21 protein-coding genes and 2 pseudogenes are annotated in these 16,368 nt (G+C 70.4%); 13 read left to right on the top strand and 10 right to left on the bottom strand.

All coding sequences use genetic code 11. The features are described from left to right. Window positions 1-56 precede the first annotated feature (56 nt). Window positions 57-671, top strand: a complete 615-nt coding sequence (locus tag ABFX55_RS33105; RefSeq protein ID WP_346126581.1) for a TetR/AcrR family transcriptional regulator C-terminal domain-containing protein — start codon at window positions 57-59, stop codon at window positions 669-671. 9 nt (window positions 672-680) lie between these two features. Continuing rightward, complete coding sequence (locus tag ABFX55_RS33100; RefSeq protein WP_346126580.1) at window positions 681-1,259, top strand: TetR/AcrR family transcriptional regulator; 579 nt, start codon at window positions 681-683, stop codon at window positions 1,257-1,259. 16 nt (window positions 1,260-1,275) lie between these two features. On the opposite strand, the gene ABFX55_RS33095 is transcribed toward ABFX55_RS33100, so the two are convergent. Genes ABFX55_RS33095 through ABFX55_RS33085 form a run of 3 tightly spaced genes read right to left on the bottom strand, consistent with a single transcriptional unit; the run spans window position 1,276 to window position 2,897 of the window. Beyond that, window positions 1,276-1,911: a maleylpyruvate isomerase N-terminal domain-containing protein gene (locus ABFX55_RS33095; RefSeq protein ID WP_346126579.1), complete on the bottom strand. Its 636-nt coding sequence runs from the start codon at window positions 1,909-1,911 to the stop codon at window positions 1,276-1,278. 45 nt (window positions 1,912-1,956) lie between these two features. Beyond that, entirely contained in the window at window positions 1,957-2,271 is a 315-nt protein-coding gene (locus ABFX55_RS33090; protein ID WP_346126578.1) for a DMT family transporter, read from the bottom strand. After that, window positions 2,268-2,897: an FMN-dependent NADH-azoreductase gene (locus tag ABFX55_RS33085; RefSeq protein ID WP_346126577.1), complete on the bottom strand. Its 630-nt coding sequence runs from the start codon at window positions 2,895-2,897 to the stop codon at window positions 2,268-2,270. The genes ABFX55_RS33090 and ABFX55_RS33085 overlap by 4 nt, the downstream gene beginning before the upstream one ends. A gap of 70 nt (window positions 2,898-2,967) precedes the next feature. Between ABFX55_RS33085 and ABFX55_RS33080 the strand changes: the two are divergent. Continuing rightward, window positions 2,968-3,081: pseudogene (locus ABFX55_RS33080) on the top strand (TetR family transcriptional regulator); the annotation flags it as partial. Window positions 3,082-3,229: 148 nt separating this feature from the next. Then, window positions 3,230-3,514, top strand: a complete 285-nt coding sequence (locus ABFX55_RS33075) for a hypothetical protein (protein ID WP_346126576.1) — start codon at window positions 3,230-3,232, stop codon at window positions 3,512-3,514. A 10-nt stretch (window positions 3,515-3,524) separates the two neighbouring features. Here the strand turns inward: ABFX55_RS33075 and ABFX55_RS33070 are convergent, their stop codons facing one another. Then, window positions 3,525-4,463, bottom strand: a complete 939-nt coding sequence (locus tag ABFX55_RS33070; protein WP_346126575.1) for a ribose-phosphate diphosphokinase — start codon at window positions 4,461-4,463, stop codon at window positions 3,525-3,527. Between the two features lie 11 nt (window positions 4,464-4,474). Next, window positions 4,475-4,951 (bottom strand): GNAT family N-acetyltransferase, encoded by a 477-nt coding sequence (locus tag ABFX55_RS33065; protein ID WP_346126574.1) that lies wholly within the window; start codon window positions 4,949-4,951, stop codon window positions 4,475-4,477. A 35-nt stretch (window positions 4,952-4,986) separates the two neighbouring features. Between ABFX55_RS33065 and ABFX55_RS33060 the strand changes: the two genes are divergently transcribed. Together ABFX55_RS33060 and ABFX55_RS33055 are read left to right on the top strand one after the other, a co-directional pair. After that, a complete protein-coding gene (locus ABFX55_RS33060; RefSeq protein WP_346126573.1) occupies window positions 4,987-5,349 on the top strand; it encodes a cupin domain-containing protein in 363 nt (120 codons plus the stop codon). Window positions 5,350-5,383: 34 nt separating this feature from the next. Next, window positions 5,384-5,620, top strand: coding sequence for a molybdopterin-dependent oxidoreductase (locus ABFX55_RS33055; protein ID WP_346126572.1), 237 nt, complete (start codon window positions 5,384-5,386; stop codon window positions 5,618-5,620). Between the two features lie 156 nt (window positions 5,621-5,776). Here the strand turns inward: ABFX55_RS33055 and ABFX55_RS33050 are convergent, their stop codons facing one another. Then, window positions 5,777-6,265: a GNAT family N-acetyltransferase gene (locus tag ABFX55_RS33050; RefSeq protein WP_346126571.1), complete on the bottom strand. Its 489-nt coding sequence runs from the start codon at window positions 6,263-6,265 to the stop codon at window positions 5,777-5,779. Between the two features lie 131 nt (window positions 6,266-6,396). Beyond that, window positions 6,397-8,559 carry an alpha/beta fold hydrolase gene (locus ABFX55_RS33045; protein ID WP_346126570.1) on the bottom strand — a complete coding sequence of 721 codons (2,163 nt, stop codon included), beginning with the start codon at window positions 8,557-8,559 and terminating at the stop codon, window positions 6,397-6,399. Window positions 8,560-8,723: 164 nt separating this feature from the next. Between ABFX55_RS33045 and ABFX55_RS33040 the strand changes: the two genes are divergently transcribed. From ABFX55_RS33040 to ABFX55_RS33030, 3 genes are read left to right on the top strand one after another with little or no spacing between them, the layout of a single operon-like run. After that, window positions 8,724-9,719: a sensor histidine kinase gene (locus ABFX55_RS33040; RefSeq protein WP_346126569.1), complete on the top strand. Its 996-nt coding sequence runs from the start codon at window positions 8,724-8,726 to the stop codon at window positions 9,717-9,719. Then, entirely contained in the window at window positions 9,671-10,309 is a 639-nt protein-coding gene (locus ABFX55_RS33035) for a LuxR C-terminal-related transcriptional regulator (RefSeq protein ID WP_346126568.1), read from the top strand. Before ABFX55_RS33040 ends, ABFX55_RS33035 begins: the two co-directional genes overlap by 49 nt. After that, complete coding sequence (locus ABFX55_RS33030; RefSeq protein WP_346126567.1) at window positions 10,309-10,683, top strand: nucleoside triphosphate pyrophosphohydrolase family protein; 375 nt, start codon at window positions 10,309-10,311, stop codon at window positions 10,681-10,683. Before ABFX55_RS33035 ends, ABFX55_RS33030 begins: the two co-directional genes overlap by 1 nt. Here ABFX55_RS33030 and ABFX55_RS33025 read toward each other — a convergent pair. Both ABFX55_RS33025 and ABFX55_RS33020 read right to left on the bottom strand, forming a co-directional pair. Beyond that, window positions 10,627-11,151, bottom strand: coding sequence for a hypothetical protein (locus ABFX55_RS33025; RefSeq protein WP_346126566.1), 525 nt, complete (start codon window positions 11,149-11,151; stop codon window positions 10,627-10,629). The two genes, ABFX55_RS33030 and ABFX55_RS33025, sit on opposite strands and share 57 nt — an antisense overlap. A gap of 231 nt (window positions 11,152-11,382) precedes the next feature. Next, the gene (locus ABFX55_RS33020; RefSeq protein ID WP_281388177.1) at window positions 11,383-11,508 is read right to left on the bottom strand and encodes a hypothetical protein; all 126 of its coding nucleotides are present in this window, start codon (window positions 11,506-11,508) and stop codon (window positions 11,383-11,385) included. 320 nt (window positions 11,509-11,828) lie between these two features. Here ABFX55_RS33020 and speB point away from each other — a divergent pair, with 320 nt between their 5' ends. The 3 genes from speB (at window position 11,829) to ABFX55_RS33005 (ending at window position 15,219) form a co-directional block, all read left to right on the top strand. Further along, on the top strand, window positions 11,829-12,869 hold the full coding sequence (gene speB / locus ABFX55_RS33015) for an agmatinase (RefSeq protein ID WP_346126565.1): 1,041 nt from the start codon (window positions 11,829-11,831) through the stop codon (window positions 12,867-12,869). Between the two features lie 189 nt (window positions 12,870-13,058). Beyond that, window positions 13,059-14,318 (top strand): carotenoid oxygenase family protein, encoded by a 1,260-nt coding sequence (locus ABFX55_RS33010; protein WP_346126564.1) that lies wholly within the window; start codon window positions 13,059-13,061, stop codon window positions 14,316-14,318. A gap of 19 nt (window positions 14,319-14,337) precedes the next feature. After that, window positions 14,338-15,219, top strand: coding sequence for a TetR/AcrR family transcriptional regulator (locus ABFX55_RS33005; protein ID WP_346126563.1), 882 nt, complete (start codon window positions 14,338-14,340; stop codon window positions 15,217-15,219). A 23-nt stretch (window positions 15,220-15,242) separates the two neighbouring features. Here ABFX55_RS33005 and ABFX55_RS33000 read toward each other — a convergent pair. Then, window positions 15,243-15,998 (bottom strand): annotated as a pseudogene (locus ABFX55_RS33000) (SDR family NAD(P)-dependent oxidoreductase); the annotation flags it as partial. A 74-nt stretch (window positions 15,999-16,072) separates the two neighbouring features. Here ABFX55_RS33000 and ABFX55_RS32995 point away from each other — a divergent pair. Next, entirely contained in the window at window positions 16,073-16,297 is a 225-nt protein-coding gene (locus ABFX55_RS32995; protein WP_346131503.1) for a MerR family transcriptional regulator, read from the top strand. Window positions 16,298-16,368: the final 71 nt, after the last annotated feature.

The following is a 16,368-nucleotide window of genomic DNA, read 5'->3' as shown; positions in this document are numbered from 1 at the left end:
CTCCGAAACTAAAGGCGTTAGTTTGTTGGTGGGACGGTACTCGAAGGGGGCACGTGATGGGAAGACCGCGGCGGCCGATCCTGAGCAGGGAGGGCATCTTCGCCGCTGCTCTGGCGCTGGTGGACGAGGAGGGTTCCGAGGCGCTGACCGTGACGCGCCTGGCCAGGAGGCTCGGCGTGCAGGCCGCTTCGCTGTACAACCACGTCTCGGGCCGCGAGGAGATCGTCGAGGGCGTGCGCGACCTGGTCGTGGCCGAGATGGACGTGGACGCGCTGGACGGGGAGCCGTGGCAGGAGGCGCTCGCCGTATGGGCCAGGTCGTACCTGGCCGCCTTCGCCCGCCATCCCAACACCGCGAAGCTGCTGTCCACGACCACGATCAGGTCGCCCGCCACGCTGGCGATGTACGAGCGCGCGGTGGCGCTGCTGGAGCGGGCGGGATGGCCGAGCGATCAGGTGGTCACGGTGTTCACCGCGATCGAGTCGTTCGCGATCGGCTCCGCGCTCGACCTGGCCGCGCCCAGTGTCATGATCGATCCTTCCTCGCAGGAGCTCCCCCTGCTCTCGTTGGCGTTGAAGGACGCGCCGCCCGCGCGGGCCATGGCCGCTTTCGAGCTGGGGCTCGCGGCGCTCGTCCGCGGCTTGGATGAACGTCTAAGACAATTGTGCTAGGTTGGGGCGATGGGAGGAAATCGCGAAGACCTGCTCAAGGGCGCCAAGCGCTGCCTGGTCGAGAAGGGATACACGCGCACCACCGCACGCGACATCGCCAACGCCTCAGGGGTCAGCCTGGCGGGGATCGGTTACCACTTCGGGTCGAAGGAGGCGCTGCTCAACGAGGCGCTGTTCGAGTCGATGAAGGAGTGGGGCGACTCCCTGGAGGTCGCGCTGAAGGGCGACCTCGATCCCGAGGCGAGCCCCATGGAGCGCTTCGAGGCGGCGTGGAAGCGGGTCATCGACACCTTCGAACAACTGAGGCCCCTGTGGGCGACGCAGTTCGAGATCCTGGGACAGATCGACCACCTGCCGGAGATGCGCGAGCACCTCGCCGCGGGCGTGGAGGCCGCGCGGCTCGGGCTCGCGGAGATCTTCAGCGAGATCGACCCCGAGGCCGAGCCCGAGCGGGCGCGCGTGCTCGGCTCCTTCTACCAGGCGATGCTCACGGGACTGCTGGCGCAGTGGCTGCTCGATCCCGCCACCGCGCCGTCGGCTCACGACGTGGCCGAGGCCATGCGCCTGCTGAGCTCACCCTCCGCCTGATCGGCCTCCGGCGGGCTCAGAAGGCGCTTATCGTCGCGGGCGCGCGCTCGGTCCTGCTCAGCGCGCGGATCACCGCCGTCGGCCCGTGCCGGTGGACGGCCAGCCGCGCCAGCAGGTCGACCACCGGATCGATGACGTCCTGAGGCAGCTCGGGCGTCGGGATGCCCACGCTGGCCGCCAGGTCGTCGGAGTGGACGACGAGCTCCATGAGCCTGGTGAGCAGGAAGTCGTCGAGCGTCAGCGACCACTGCGCCCACGGCAGCCCGAGCACCCTGTCGGCCGGCTCGGCTCGCAGGGCGACCGTGAGCTTGTCGAGGCCGGCCTGGGCGAGGGCCACCAGCGAGCCTGGCCCCTCCGCCGCCGTGTCCTCGCCGCCGCGCCTGATGCTGACGTTCGACTCGTGCCCGAGGCCGGCCGTGACCCAGGCGGAGCGGGCGTAGTGCTCCCTGAGCGGGATGACGGAGCCGTTCGGCTCCGCGCCCAGGGCGAGGTCGACTCTGAAGATCTGCTGAGCCAGGTGGCCGGCCAGGCCGGCCACGCTGAACTCGGTGAGCGCGCTGGGCTTGGCCCAGGCCGCCGCCACCGCCTGGTCGCGAAGCAGGGCCACCGCTGAGGCCGCCGCAGTCAGATACAGCTCCCTGATTTCAGCCACGTCCGCGATCCTACTCACGAGCCGGAAATGCCGCCCTTCGGACGGTCAGGCGGTGACCCTGGCCAGGACCACGCCGCCCACGATCAGCGACAGCGCGGCCATGCGCCCCACGCTGACGGGGTCGTCGTTGAACACGATGCCCAGCGTGATCGCGCCCACCGCGCCGATGCCGGTGAAGACGGCGTACGCGGTGCCGACGGGCAGGGTGTCCATCGCCTTGGACAGCAGCCATACCGCCGCCGCCATCAGCACCAGGGAGATCGCCGTCGGCACGGGCCTGGTGAAGTTCTGCGTCGGCTTGATGCTCTGCGACCAGGCCACCTCGACCAGGCCGGCGAGAGCGAGATAGACCCAGTTCACCGTCCCGCCTCCTTTCGCGCCCTGGCCACCGACTCCAGGTGCCGCTCACGCAGGTGCGCGAGCCCGGGGTCGATCAGCGAATTCACCAGCTCGGCGTGGACGAAGCTCACCTCGGACACGGCGAAGTGGCCGAGGAAGAAGTCGCGCAGGTAGCGCTCCTGGTGGTCCACGGCCTCCTTGGGCGTGCCGGGTCCGTACGCTCCGCCCCTCGCGCTGGTCACCACGAACGAGCGCCCCTTGAGCGACATCTTCGGGAAGGTGATCTGGTCGAGCCAGGCCTTCAGCGACGAGGGGATCGAGTAGTTGTACATCGGCGTGCCGATGAGGATCACGTCGGCCGCGACCACCTCGTCGAGCATCGGCTCCAGAACGGCCCATGCCCGCTCCTGCGCCGGGGTGCGCACCGCCTCGCGGTAGCGCGCGATCTCGGTGATCTCGTGGGCGAGCACGTAGTCGCAGAGCTCGGTCCAGGCCTCGTCGATGTGGGGGACGGGCGAGGCGGCCAGGTCTCTGTAGGTGTAGCCGCCGTCGGGGTTGGCGGTGCGCCAGGCGTCTGCGTAGATCCTGGACAGCTCGCGGGAGAAGGACGCGCGCCTGGCGCTGGCGTCGAGGTGCAACAGGTTCACAGGGGGCTCCTCACTAAGCGGACACGGTGTCCACTTGCGAAGCTACCCGATAACCGGACACCATGTCCACATGGAGAGAGCCGACGCCGCCCGCAACCGCGCCAGGATCCTGGAGGCCGCCGCAGGACTGTTCAGGGCCAAGGGCGCGCCGAACGTCACCATGGACGACATCGCGAAGGCCGCGGGCGTCGGGCGGGGCACGCTCTACCGCCGCTTCCCCGACCGGGCCTCGATCGCCGTGGCCCTGCTCGACGAGCACGAACGCGTGCTGCAGGAGAAGCTGATCCGCGGCGAGCCGCCGCTCGGACCGGGGGGCGCCCGCCGCCGAGCGCATGGCCGCCTTCTACGCGGCGATGGTGGAGCTGCTGGAGGAGCACGCCCACCTGATCCTCGGATCGGAGGTGGGCCGCTCCCGCTTCGAGACGGGCGCGTACGGCTTCTGGCGCGTCCACGTCAGATCGCTGCTGGACGGCGTGCGGGACGCCGACGCGCTGGTCGACACCCTGCTGGCGCCCCTGGCCCCCGACGTCTACACCTACCAGCGGGAGGACCGGGGCCTGACGCCGTCCCAGATCAGCGCCGCGCTGGCCCGCGTGGCTCGCGCGGTGGTCGCGTAAGGAGGGAAGGTCAGCCGAAGAGGGCGGAGACCGACTCGCCCTCGTGGATGCGGCGCATCGCCTCGGCCAGCGCGGGCGCCACCGACAGCACGCGCAGCTTGGCGTCGGGCTTGGGCTCGGGGATCGGGACGGTGTTGGTGCAGACGATCTCCAGCACGTCGTCGCGGTCGGTGAGCCGCTCCACGGCCCCGGCCGCGAACAGCCCGTGGGTGCAGGCGATCCTGATCGAGTTGACCTCGCGCTCGCGCAGCCTGTCGAGGAGCTCGATGACGGTCGTGCCCCTGGCGATCTCGTCGTCGAGGACGATGACGTCCTTGCCCTTGACCTCACCGATCACCGAGCTGATCGTCACCTTGTCGTCGCTCAGGCGCTGCTTGGCGCCCATGGCGACCCCGGCGCCCAGGAGCCTGGCGAAGGCGGCGGCCTCCTTGGCGTTGCCGAGGTCGGGGGAGACGACGACGGTGTTGGACAGGTCGTACCGGCGGAAGTGGGCGGCCAGCTCACGCAGTGCGTGCAGGTGGTCGACGGGGACGCTGAAGAAGCCGTGCACCTGCGGCGAGTGCAGGGTCATGGCCAGCACCCTGTCGGCGCCCGCGGCCACCAGGAGGTCGGCGACGAGGCGGCCGCCGATGGAGATGCGAGGTGCGTCCTTCTTGTCGGAGCGGGCGTAGGCGTAGTGCGGCATGACGACCGTGGTGCGGGCGGCCGACGCGCCGCGCGCGGCGTCGATCATGAGCAGGAGCTCGACCAGGTGCTCCTGCACGGGAGGGACGAGCGGCTGGATGAGGAAGACGTCCCGTTCGCGGCAGTTGGCCTGCAGCTGGACTTCCAGACAGTCGTTGGCGAAGCGATGGAGGCGGACGGGATGGAGGGGGGTGCCGAGGTGGGCGCAGATCTCCGCGGCCAGCTCAGGGTGGGCGCTGCCGCTGAAAACAGTGATGTCTCGCACGTCAGGCCACCCTATCCGGCCTGTTGGGGCAGCCTCCGCAGTGGCTCGTCGGTAAGCCGGTAGACGGTCCACTCGTCCATCGGGACCGCCCCGATCGACTTGTAGAAGTCGATGGTGGGCTGGTTCCAGTCGAGGACGGACCACTCCAGGCGGTGGTAGCCGCGCTCCACGCAGATCCTGGCAAGCTCCTTCATCAGCGCCTTGCCGTGGCCGCCGCCCCTGGCCTCGGGGCGCACGTAGAGGTCCTCCATGTAGATGCCGTGGGTGCCGCGCCAGGTGGAGAAGCTGAGGAACCAGAGCGTGTAGCCCACGACACGCCCGTCCTGCTCGGCGATCAGGGCGTGCAGGGCGGGGCTGGGTCCGAAAAGGGCGCTCTCGAGCTGCTCCTGGGTGACGCGCACCTCGTGCAGCGCCTTCTCGTAGTCGGCGAGCTCGCGGATCATGGCGATGATCTCGGGGACGTCCTGGACGGTTGCTGTACGAATCACGCGCGCAGCCTACCTGCGTGTTAACGTCACCGGTCGTGACGGAGAGCATCTACGTCGGCCACGCGCAGGCCGACGCCCTCGGCGACAGGGGCTGGCTGCTGGGGCACTTCAAGCCCGAGGACGACGTACGGCACAGCCAGGACGTCGAGATCAAGTGGGGCGTCCACCCCCAGGGCGAGGAGCGCGCCCAGTGGGTGCACGGCGAGAAGCGCACCGCCCTTCTCGTGCTGATCAGCGGCAGGTTCAGGCTGGAGTTCCCCGGCCGCAGCGTGGTTCTCGAGCGGCAGGGTGACTACGTCGTGTGGGGCGTGGGGGTGGACCACTCGTGGGTCGCCGAGGAGGAGTCGGTGGTGATGACCGTCCGCTGGCCCTCGGTCGCCGGCTACGCCGTCGGGTAGATCTCGCACCCCCATGCGATGCGCTTGACCCTGCGTGACCAAGTGGTCCAAGTTCGCCACCACCTGGCAGGGCGTCTCGCTCGACGTGCTGTTCGAGGACGTCGAGACCGCGGCGGAGTACGCGCTCGTCCACTCCTACGGCGGCCACACCACCAACCTGCCGCTGGAGGACCTGCCCGACGGCAAGGCGTGGATCTGCCACCGCTTCGACGGCGAGGAGCTGGAACGCTCGTGGCGGGCGGGTCGGGGATCGTACCGCTCATGGCCATGATCAGGGCCAGGCGGCTGGCGGGCGGCGACACGCCGTTCCACCTGGTCTACTCGCTGCGCGAGCCCGCCCGCCGCTACTACGCCGCCGAGCTGGACGCGCCCGACCCCTGGCTGACCATCACCTGGGTTCACACCAGGCTCGCGCCGCACCGCAGGATCACCAAGGGCGCATCCCGCTCCAGTAGTACTCGAGCACGTCCACCTCGAAGCCGGGGAAGCGCTCGACGAACTCCCTGGCCCTGGTGGCGCCATGGCGCTCGTAGAAGGCGATGGCGGGCCTGTTCTCCTTCAGCACCTCGAGGTAGAGCTCCTGGCCCGCCGCCCTGTCGAGGGCGTGGCGCAGCAGCACGCCGCCGATGCCCGACCGCTTGAGCGCGGGGTCGACGTGCAGGTTGTCCAGCAGGACCCGGCCGTCCTCGGGGATGAGATAGGCGAACCCCGCGATGCTCGTGCCGTCGTCGGCGATCAGCAGTTCGCCCTTGGCGCCGTTGACCAGCCTCTCGTGCCACATGGCGGCCTGCTGCTCCTCGACGGGCCCTTCGAGGTAGTCGGCGGGGAAGATCCCGGCGTAGGCCGTCCGCCAGCTCCTGGTGTGCAGCGCCGCGATCCGCTCCGCGTCGGCGGCCGCGCCTTCTCTGATGTCCACCACTGAATTGTCGGCGCTCGTCCCCATGGTCGCGACCACACAGGTCTGGTGCCTCTCGGGCCGCGGTTCGCCCCTGGTCGTCCTCGCCGCCGACGTCGCCCTCGTACGGCGCGCCCGCCTGCACGACTGGCTCACCCGCTCTCCGGCCTGCACACCGTTCCCCGAGGGGGCAGTCGCAGATCGATGAGGTAGCGGTTGGCGTGCGCGATCGTGCAGGCGTCGCCTGTCAGGTAGAGCCCGTGCCCGTGTCCCTCGAAGCGGACCGCCGACGAGCCCGGCACCCGCATCGCCAGGTCGGCGGTGTCGTCGTAGTCGGTCCACGTTCCCGCGCCGAGGAACGGCGGCAGTCCGGCCGTGGGTAGCGGCGCGGGCGGGTTCTTCACGGGCCGCGGCCAGCCCACGCAGCCGAGCCGGTGCCAGACCACGTTGCCCGACAGGTTCGGCGACAGGCGCTCGCCGTTCCTTCTGACGCCGCGGTAGTCGGCGTAGTCGCGGAAGCGGAAGCCGTCGAGGCAGTGGGTCATGTTCATCCCGACGAAGGCCATGGGCTTCGGGCTGCCGATGCCCGCCTCGACGTAGCCGGAGAAGCCCGAGGCGTCGCCACGTTCGGCCCTTTCGACGCTCTCCGCCAGCTGCTTCCACCTCGCGTGGTCGTCGCCAGGCGAGACGAGGTGCGGAGCGGCGGCGATCTGCAGGTCGAACCCGCTGTAGGCGGTGCCGTCCGCGGGGATCGGCGTGCGGTCGGCGGCGGCCACCAGCGCGCGCCACGCCTCGCCCGCGTCGCGTCCGTGCAGCTTGCACGCGGTGCTGGCGGCGCACCAGGTGACGAACCGGTCGAACTGCGCCTCCATGACCTTGTGGCGTTCGTCCCTGCGGAACAGGTTCACCACGCCGTCCAGGTACATCGCCCTGATCCTGGAGGGGAAGAGCCTGGCGTAGGCGTAGGCGGGCACGCCGCCGTAGGAGGTGGCCACGAAGCTGAGCCGCTCCTCGCCGAGCGCGACGCGGACGGCGTCGATGTCCCTGGCGACGGAGACCGAGTCGAGGTGGCCGAACAGCTCGGGGTCGCGCGCCGCGCACCGCCGCGCGGCGGCGGCGTTCGCCTCGCCCAGCCTCTCGTACGCGCGCTCGTCGCCCGGCAGAGTCAGCCACGGACCCTTCACGAGACACTCGGAGGAGAAGACCTCCAGCGAGGGCGAGTTGCGAGGGGTGAAGCTGACCACGTCGAAGCGATCGCGCAGGTGGGAGAAGTTGCCTCCCGACTTCTCCAGGTCGTCGACGCCCGAGCCGCCCGGGCCTCCCGGGACGGAGAAGACGGTGCCGATCCTGCGCCCTGTGCCGTTCGCGGCGAGCCTGGCCACCGGCAGGCTGATCTTCCTGCCGCCGGGCTGGTCCCAGTTCACCGGCACCTGGACGGAGCCGCACTCCATGTCCTTGCGGCACGGCTGCCAATCGATGGCGGACGCCGCGCCCGCGGGCTGGGCGAACACCACCGTCGCCACCAGCGCGCCCGTGGCCGCCACCCCCGCGACCAGCGGCCTGGTCCTGCGTCCCCGCACGACGATGGCGACCGCGCCCGCCGCCATGGCCACGACCGGATAGGCGACCAGCACCGCGAAGGCGGCGAGCGGCGGCAGCAGATCGCCACCGCCCACGATCATGTACGCGCCGATCCGCGAGCCCCACGGGTTCGGCAGCGTCATGGCCGCCGTGGGCAGCACGAACACCAGCATGATGAGCGCGACCAGCGAGCCGGCCGTGGAGCGGAGCACCGTGCCCACGCCGAGACCGACCAGCGCCACCAACGACACCGACGCACCGGCGAGCGCCACCCCGGCCAGCACGCCGGGCTCGGACAGCGACGTCCCGAGTGTCTGCCCGCTCAGCAGTACCCGCCCCGCCCTGTCGCCGAGTACCGCCTGCGTGGCGAAGTGCATGCCGAAGGCCAGCACCTCACCGGCGACCAGCCCCACCACCAGGAGCGTCGGGACCTTGGCGAACAGCAGCAGGAGCCGCCTGGGCACGGCCACCAGGCTCGTGTCGTGCTCGGCGGTCATGGTCAGCGCACCGAGCGCGCCCAGCACGAAGTAGGCCACAGGAAGCCCGGTGCCCAGCCCGTCGCCGAGGCTGTCGAAGCGCAACCGGTCCGCGCCGGACTGGTTGTCGAAGCCGCGCGTGACCATGAAGGCCACCCCCGCGCTCAGGAACACCGCCAGCAGCGACGAGGCGAGCAGGTAGAAGTTGGAGCGCAGCGACCTGAACTTCAGCCACTCCGCCAGCACCGCGTCGATCATCGAAACTCCACAGTTCCCTCGGTCCACCCCATGAACGCCTCCTCGAGCGACGTCCCGGCCGTTCGGGCTCGGCGGCCCTGACGAGCACGCCCCGCTGGAAGCGCCCCCTTCAGGCTTTCGCGCACCGGCGCCCGGCACAGTGGGGTTGGACCTACTCTTCAGATGTGAGGCTGTTCACGAACGCGGCGACCGGGGTGGCAGCGCTGGTGCTGCTGCTCGCGCTGCCGTTCGCGCGGCGCAGGGTGCTGGCGGCGGGACGCAGGCTCGCCGGATCGGACCCCGGTGACCTGCGGCTGGTCGCATGGTTGTTCGTGCACGGTGTGACGGGCCCCGCCGCCCTGCTGGGGGTGGTGGTGATGCTCTCGGCGCTCGGGGTGATCTGGACCCTGCGCACGGCCGAGGCCTCGATGGCCGTGACGCTCACCCTGTCGCTGTCGATGCTGGCCATCGTGTCGCTCGCCGCCGGCTTCGGCCACCTCGCCACCAGGGCCCAGACCCGCCTCGCCGACCTGCTCCTGCACCCCGACACCCGTGTCAGGGAGCTGGCCGACGCGCAGGCCGCCGAGCTGCGCAGGATCGAACGCGACCTGCACGACGGCGCGCAGGCCAGGCTGATCTCCATCAGGATGGCCCTCGGCCTCGCCAAGTCCGCGCCGGACCCGAGGGGGCTGATCGAGGAGGCATGGGAGTCGGCGGGTCAGGCCCTCACCGACCTGCGTGATCTCGTGCGCAACATCCACCCGCCGGTCCTGGCAGACCGCGGGCTCGTCGGCGCCCTCCAGGCCGCCGCGCTGCTGTGCCCCGTCCCCGTACGGCTCGACCTCGACCTGGAGGGCAGGCCTGAGGCTCCGGTGGAGTCCGCGCTCTACTTCGCCGCCACGGAGGCCCTGTCCAACGTCGCGAAACACAGCTGGGCCTCGTCGGCGTGGGTGCGCCTGACGTACGCCGACGGCGTGCTGCGCCTGACCGTCGGCGACGACGGCCGAGGAGGCGCCGACCCTGGAGCGGGCACGGGTCTGCACGGCATCGCGCGCAGGCTGTCCGCCTTCGAGGGCACGTTGACCGTCCACAGCCCCCCAGGCGGGCCGAGCGAACTCATCATGGAGCTGCCGTGCGCGTTGTCATCGCCGAAGATCTCGCTCTCCTCAGGGACGGGCTGATCCGCCTGCTGACGACGCACGGCTTCGAGGTGCTGGAGGCGGTCGACAACGGCCCGATGCTGCTGGCCGCGCTGCTGAAGCACCGGCCCGACGTGGCGGTCATCGACGTCAGGCTGCCGCCCACCCACACCGACGAGGGCCTGCGCGTCGCCCTGGAGGCGCGACGCAGGGTGAAGGGGCTGCCGGTGCTGATCCTTTCCCAGTACGTCGAGCAGCTCTACGCCAGGGAGCTGCTGTCCGACAGGTCGGGCGGGATCGGCTACCTGCTGAAGGACAGGGTGGGCGACGTCGAGCAGTTCGTGGAGTCCGTCAGGAGCGTCGCGGCCGGCGGCACCGCGCTCGACTCCGAGGTCGTCAGCCAGCTCCTGACCCGCCGCGACGACCGTCTTGCGGCGCTGACGCCGAGGGAGCGCGAGGTGCTGGCGATGATGGCGGAGGGGCTGTCCAACCAGGCCATCGCCGGCAAGCTGGTCGTCACCGACAAGGCGATCGGCAAGCACACCTCCAACATCTTCGCCAAGCTCGGACTCCCGCCTGACGACGATCTCAACCGCCGCGTCATGGCCGTCCTGGCCTATCTGGATGGCTGATGGACCTGCGCGCGCTGACCGAGGAGGTCGAGGAGGTGTCGCGGCTCTACGCGGACAGGCACGGCATCGACCGCGACGACACCTGGTTCCTGCTGAAGCTGCAGGAGGAGATCGGGGAACTGACCCAGGCCTTCCTCATGCGGGCGGGACAGGCCCGCGCCAAGGGGTTCTCGGCGGAGGAGCTCGACGCGCGCTTCCGCTCGGAGCTCGCCGACGTCCTGAGCCAGGTGCTGCTGATGGCGCGCCACCACGGTGTCGACCTCGAGGACGAGGTCGAGCGCAAATGGCTGGTGTGGAACCCCGGCCGGAGGGGCGGATCAGTCGAAGTCGAGGCAGGTGGTGTACCAGTCGCCGGTGAGGTGCTCGATCTCTGAGGCCTCGATGTCGGCCAGACGGTCGGCCGGTGCCCTGGCCAGCCCACAGGAGACGAGCAGCCCACCGTCTCCTGTGGCGAGCTGGACGACGCCCTGCCGGCGGCGCGCCTGCGTGATCGTGAACAGGCCCGCGCGCCGCTCCTCGAACGTCCACGACTCCTTCTCGGGAAGGGCGTCGGCGTAGGCGGTGAGCGCGGGCTCCGACAGCAGGAATGCCGCCCGTGTCGGAACCTGGGCGGTGCTGCTCCAGAGGGCGAGGCCGGCGATGAGCGGGGGGCCGAGCAGCAGGAGGGGGCGGCGGAACTCGGCGTACGCGAGGCAGGTCATCCACGTGCACAGGGCCATGAGCCCTGCCACCCCCGCGAGGGTGGACAGCAGGAAGCCGTCGCCGACGGGTGGGGCGGCCAGCATGGTCAGGACGGCGAAGGCGGCCGCGGGTCCGAGAACCGCCAGGTGCCAGAGCTTCACGACACGCCGTGCCGCTCTTCGGAGATCGCCTGGCGACGGTGAATACCTAAGCGATGGCTCATGACGGGCGAATATACCGGCGGTGGGCGCGAGTGAGGGGCCCATGCCGAGGGCATGGGCCCCTCACGTCGACGTCGTCGCGTCGTTCAGTGCTGGCCGATGAAGGTCACGAGTGCGTGCGTGGCCGGTCGAACTCAGCCGACATGCCACTCGGTAGGCACCATCGTGATCTCAGAGCCGGAAAAGCTTGGGGTACGGCGCGCTGATGCGCAGTTTCTCGGTGCCGAAGTCGACAAGGACGGCGACGTCCTCTTCGACGCCGATCACCAGGCCGAGGCCGTATTTGTCGTGGCTCACCCTGTCCTGCAGCTCGAACTGCTCAGGCGGAGGTAGAGGCGCGGCAGGTCGGTTGAAGGGACTTCCGGGCAAGGGGCGACGGGCTGCTCTCGTGGGCTTCATCGTTACCAGTATGCGCCTGCTCAGCCGATAAAGGCGAACTTCCGTGGAGTCAATCTCCGAGACCGGGTTAGTTCGGCCCGTCAAGGGCAGGTCAGGGGCCCTGTCTCTGCCCGTCGTACCGGTCTTTTTGCCTTCGGTGGAAGCGCGGGTAGATCTATTGCCACGGTCGTGGCGGCATGCCGCGCTTCGACGGCGGACGAATGAGGAAGATCCCTGACATGGCACGTTACGGAACCCAGTTCGGCCCGGACATCACCTTTCTCGGCGTGGAGCGATGCGACTGGCAGGACGGCGCGACCTACGCGGACGCCGACGTGGTCATCCTCGGCGCGCCGTTCGACGGGGGCACCTCGCACCGGCCCGGCACCCGGTTCGGCCCTCAGTTCATCCGGAAGTCCTGCTATCTGCCGCACGACGGGTCGAGGCCCTCGCTGGCGATGCGGGTCGACGGGCTGCGCGATCTGAAGGTCTACGACGCGGGTGACGTGGAGATGTACTCGGGCGACGCCGCGCGCTCGGTGCACGACCTCCAGCACGCTGTCCACACCGTGACGTCGAACGGCGCGATCCCGCTGATCCTCGGCGGCGACCACACCATCGCCTGGCCCGACGCGGCGGGGGTGGCCCAGCATCTCGGGCAGGGTCGCGTGTCGATGATCCACTTCGACGCGCACGCCGACACGGGGAACATCACGTTCGGCTCCCTCATCGGGCACGGCCAGCCGATGCGGCGCCTCATCGAGTCGGGGGCGCTGCGGGGTGACCGGTTCCTGCAGATCGGGCTGCGCGGCTACTGGCCCGAGCCCGAGACGCTGAACTGGATGGCCGAGCAGCGGATGCGCTCCTACGAGATGTCGGAGATCGTCGCCAGGGGCCTCGACGAGTGCCTGACCGAGGCGTTCGCCATCGCCGTCGACGAGTGCGACGGCGTCTTCATGTCGGTGGACATCGACGTGTGCGACCCGGGGCACGCGCCCGGCACCGGCACCCCGGAGCCTGGCGGGCTGACCGCGCGCCAGCTGCTGGACTCCGTCCGCCGCATCGCCTACGAGCTGCCGGTGGTGGGTGTCGACGTGGTCGAGGTGTCTCCGCCGTACGACCAGGCCGACATCACCTCCTTCCTGGCCAACAGGGTCGTGCTCGAGACGCTGACGGGCATCGCGCGGCGGCGGCGCGACCTGGCGGACGACACCCGCTGGGACCCGAAGCTCCCCCTGCTCGCGGACCGGCCTGACAACAGGCCCGCGAGCGGCGACTGAGGGGTGGCCCTCCGAGTGCTGGTGTCCGTCGGGCCGTACGGCCTGCGCGACGTACCCGCCAGCAGGCCGTGGGCGTGCTCGAAGCACCACGCGAAGCCTGGCGCGGTCTCGGGTGGTTGCACTAGTGCACAGTAGGGCGTTTTCCATGGTGGCGCCTGGCTCGGGAGCTTCCCTGCGTACGGTGTCCACATGAGATATCTGGAAGGGCCTTTCGCGCCTGTCACCGAAGAGGTCACCGCCTACGATCTCCCGGTCACCGGGCGGATCCCGGCCGAGCTCAACGGCCGCTACCTGCGCAACGGACCCAACGCGCTGGGCGTGGAAGACCCGGTGGTGCACATCTGGGGCATGGGCCAGGGCATGGTGCACGGGGTGCGGCTGCGTGACGGCCGGGCCGAGTGGTACCGCAACCGCTTCGTGCGCACACCGGGCTTCGCGCCCATGGTGCACGTGATCGAGCACGCCCGGCGCACCTTCGCCATGGCGGAGGGCGGTCTGCCGCCCGCCGAGCTGGACGAGGAGCTGAACACCGTGGGCGTGTGCGATCTGGGAGGGACCGCGGAGGGGTTCACGGCGGGGGCGCACTCCAAGCACGACCCGCTCACCGGCGAGCTGCATGCGCTGTCGTACATGCCGGGCCGCGACTTCGTCCAGCACATCGTGACCGACGCGGGGGGAAGCGTCGTCAGGACCACCGCCATCCCCATGCCGCGGACGCCGTTCATGCACGACTTCGCGCTCACGGAGAACCACGTGGTGCTCTGGGACACGCCGCTGGGCTTCGACGGGTTCGACTGCGGGTGGTTGCCGGAGCACCCGACGCGAGTGGGCGTCATGCCGCGGACCGGTGGTGACGTGCGCTGGCTGGACATCGACCCGATCCATGTCAGCCACACGCTCAACGCCTACGACGACGGCGACTCGGTCGTGGTCGACCTGGTCACGGCCGAGGGGCCGTTCGATCCCGGCGACCCGGGGGCCATCCGGCCCGTGCTGGACCGCTGGACGATCGAGCGGGACAGGATCCACCAGCGGCGCATCGACGACCGGCCGCAGGACTTCCCGCGCGTGAACGAGGCGCGTGCCACCCGCCCCTACCGATATGGCTACTCGGCGGCGACCGCCCTGTACGGGATCCCGTTCGCCCCCGAGGGCATGCCGCCGGACGACGCCTTCACCAACGCCCTGGTCAAGCACGACCTGGAACGGGGGACGGCCGAGGTGCACGCGTTCGGCAGGGACGAGGCGGTCGGGGAGGCCGTGTTCGCCGCCGCGGGGCAAGGGGAGGACGAGGGGTACCTGCTCACGTACGTTCATGATCCCCTTCGAAACGCGAGCGACCTGGTGATCCTCTCGGCCCAGGACTTCACCGGTGAGCCCGTCGCGCGCGTCCACCTCCCTGTGAGGGTGCCGCTCGGCCTGCACGGCAACTGGCTGCCTGACCGCTGAGGCGTGGCAGCATGGCGTCGTGAACGATCCGCAACCGCCGTACCTCCGGATCGTCGCCGACATCGAGCGGCGCATCGCCGATGGAGAGCTGCGGCCCGGCGATCCCGTCCCCACCACCAGGGCGATCGTGCGCGAGTGGGGCGTCGCCATGGCGACGGCCACCAAGGCGCTGGCGGCGCTCAAGCAGGCGGGCGCCATCGAGTCCGCGGCTCGGGTCGGCGCCGTGGTCGCTCCCAGGAGACTGCCCTCGCGTTCGGCAGGGGGTCTCGAACGCGACCGCGTCGTCCGCGCGGCCATGGAGATCGCCGACGCCGACGGCTTGGCCGCGCTGTCCATGCGGGCGGTGGCGACCAAGCTCGGGGTCGCCACCATGACCCTCTACCGGCACCTCGAGGCCAAGGCCGAGCTCACCCAGCTGATCGCCGACGCCGCTTTCGCCGAGATCGAGTATCCGGAGCCGCCACCGGGATGGCGCTCCCACCTGCGGGTGGCCGCTCAGCTGCAGTGGGCGACCTACCAGCGCCATCCGTGGTTGCCGCGGCTCGTGTCCATCACCAGGCCGGTCACGCTGCCGGGGTTGCTGGAGTACGGGCTGTGGACCCTGCGCGCGCTCGACGGCCTCGGCCTGGACCCGAACACCCGACTGCACGTCTACGCCACGATGGTCAACTACGTGAGGGGGACGGCGGTGAACATCGAGAGCGAGGCCGGTGCCGAGCTGGACACGGGGATGACCAGCAAGCAGTGGATCAGGGCCAGGCTCCCCGTCGACGGGCCGCTGATCGCCCAGGTCACGGAGCCCGGCGCGGAGCTCGATCTGGAGTCGCTGTTCGCCTTCGGCCTCGAACGGCTGCTCGACGGCCTGTCCGTCGTGCTCACGCCGCGGGAGGCTCGCCGGTGACCTGGTGACCTCCCGTCTTCGGGCTACGCGAACGCGTTCAGCCCGGTCAGTTCGCTCGACAGGTCCCAGAGGCGAGCGGCCTGCGCGGGGTCGAGCGCCCAGGGCTTGACCCCGCCGACGAGCATGTCGTCGGTGGTGGCGGGTTCGGCGAGGTCGCAGTCCTGGCAGTACGCTCCGCCGTACCTCTCGAGCAGGGGAGAGGTGGCCGCCCACACGGCCGTCGCCGCGCCCTGGGCGGGGGTCTTGAACCCCGGCGCAGGCTCGCCCTCAGGCGTGATCCAGCCCTGAGCGAGCTGCTCCTCGCGCGGGATGTGCCGCTGCAGGGGAGTGAGGATGCTGCCGGGGTGCACGGAGAAGGCGCGCGGTCCGCCGGCGGCGCCGAGCCCGTCCAGGTGGACGGCGAAGAGGGCGTTGGCGGTCTTCGACTGCGCGTAGGCCAGCCATCGGTCGTAGCCGTCGCGGAACTGGAGGTCGTCCCAGCGGATGCCGGACAGGAAATGCCCGGAGGACGCCACGGACACCACGCGTGGCCTGCCTGGGGTCAACGCCGGACGGAGGCGGTTGACGAGGGCGAAGTGCCCCAGGTGGTTGATCGCGAAATGCGCCTCCCAGCCGGGGCCGACCCGGGTCTCAGGGCAGGCCATGACGCCCGCGCCGTTGATGATGACGTCGAGCGCGCGGCCCGCGTCCAGGAACCGGTCGGAGAACGCGCGCACGCTTTCCAGATCCGCGAGGTCGAGCGCGTGCACCTCCGTCTTGGGGATGTCGCGCAGGGCCTCCTCCGCCGCGGCGGGCCTGCGGGCCCGAAGACGTCGAGTGGCTCCTGCTCTGCAACCGGCTGCGCGATTCGGGCATGTCGATCGCCAGGCTGAAGGAGTTCGCTCGACTCGTCCGGTCGGGGCCTGGCAACGAGCCCGACCGTCTCGCTCTGCTGCGGGAGCACGAGCGGATCGTGCAAGCCAGGATCGCCGACCTCGACGCATGCCTCGGGATCATCCACGACAAGGTCGTCACCTACGAGAAGCACCTGCGTGACGGCACCGCCGCCGGCCTCTGGTCCCCGGCCCCGTCCCGCTGATCGGCGAGATGGCCGCGGCGTGAGCCAAATCGCGGAACGATCCTTTCCGCATTGAGTTCTACCGTGGTTCC

The organism is Nonomuraea roseola (genome assembly GCF_039535395.1).
GTDB classification, from domain to species: domain Bacteria; phylum Actinomycetota; class Actinomycetes; order Streptosporangiales; family Streptosporangiaceae; genus Nonomuraea; species Nonomuraea roseola.
The sequence above is the reverse complement of the archived record's forward strand: the minus strand, read 5'-3'. Positions and strand labels throughout refer to the sequence as shown.

What these genes read in the sequence shown, in the direction of transcription:
- ABFX55_RS33075 (WP_346126576.1), top strand. Translation starts at nt 3,230, where the DNA reads ATGGCCGCCTTCTACGCGGCGATGGTGGAGCTGCTGGAGGAGCACGCC.
- ABFX55_RS33010 (WP_346126564.1), top strand. Translation starts at nt 13,059, where the DNA reads ATGAGATATCTGGAAGGGCCTTTCGCGCCTGTCACCGAAGAGGTCACC.
- ABFX55_RS33105 (WP_346126581.1), top strand. Translation starts at nt 57, where the DNA reads ATGGGAAGACCGCGGCGGCCGATCCTGAGCAGGGAGGGCATCTTCGCC.
- ABFX55_RS33100 (WP_346126580.1), top strand. Translation starts at nt 681, where the DNA reads ATGGGAGGAAATCGCGAAGACCTGCTCAAGGGCGCCAAGCGCTGCCTG.
- ABFX55_RS33045 (WP_346126570.1), bottom strand. Translation starts at nt 8,559, where the DNA reads ATGATCGACGCGGTGCTGGCGGAGTGGCTGAAGTTCAGGTCGCTGCGC.
- ABFX55_RS32995 (WP_346131503.1), top strand. Translation starts at nt 16,073, where the DNA reads ATGTCGATCGCCAGGCTGAAGGAGTTCGCTCGACTCGTCCGGTCGGGG.
- ABFX55_RS33030 (WP_346126567.1), top strand. Translation starts at nt 10,309, where the DNA reads ATGGACCTGCGCGCGCTGACCGAGGAGGTCGAGGAGGTGTCGCGGCTC.
- speB (WP_346126565.1), top strand. Translation starts at nt 11,829, where the DNA reads ATGGCACGTTACGGAACCCAGTTCGGCCCGGACATCACCTTTCTCGGC.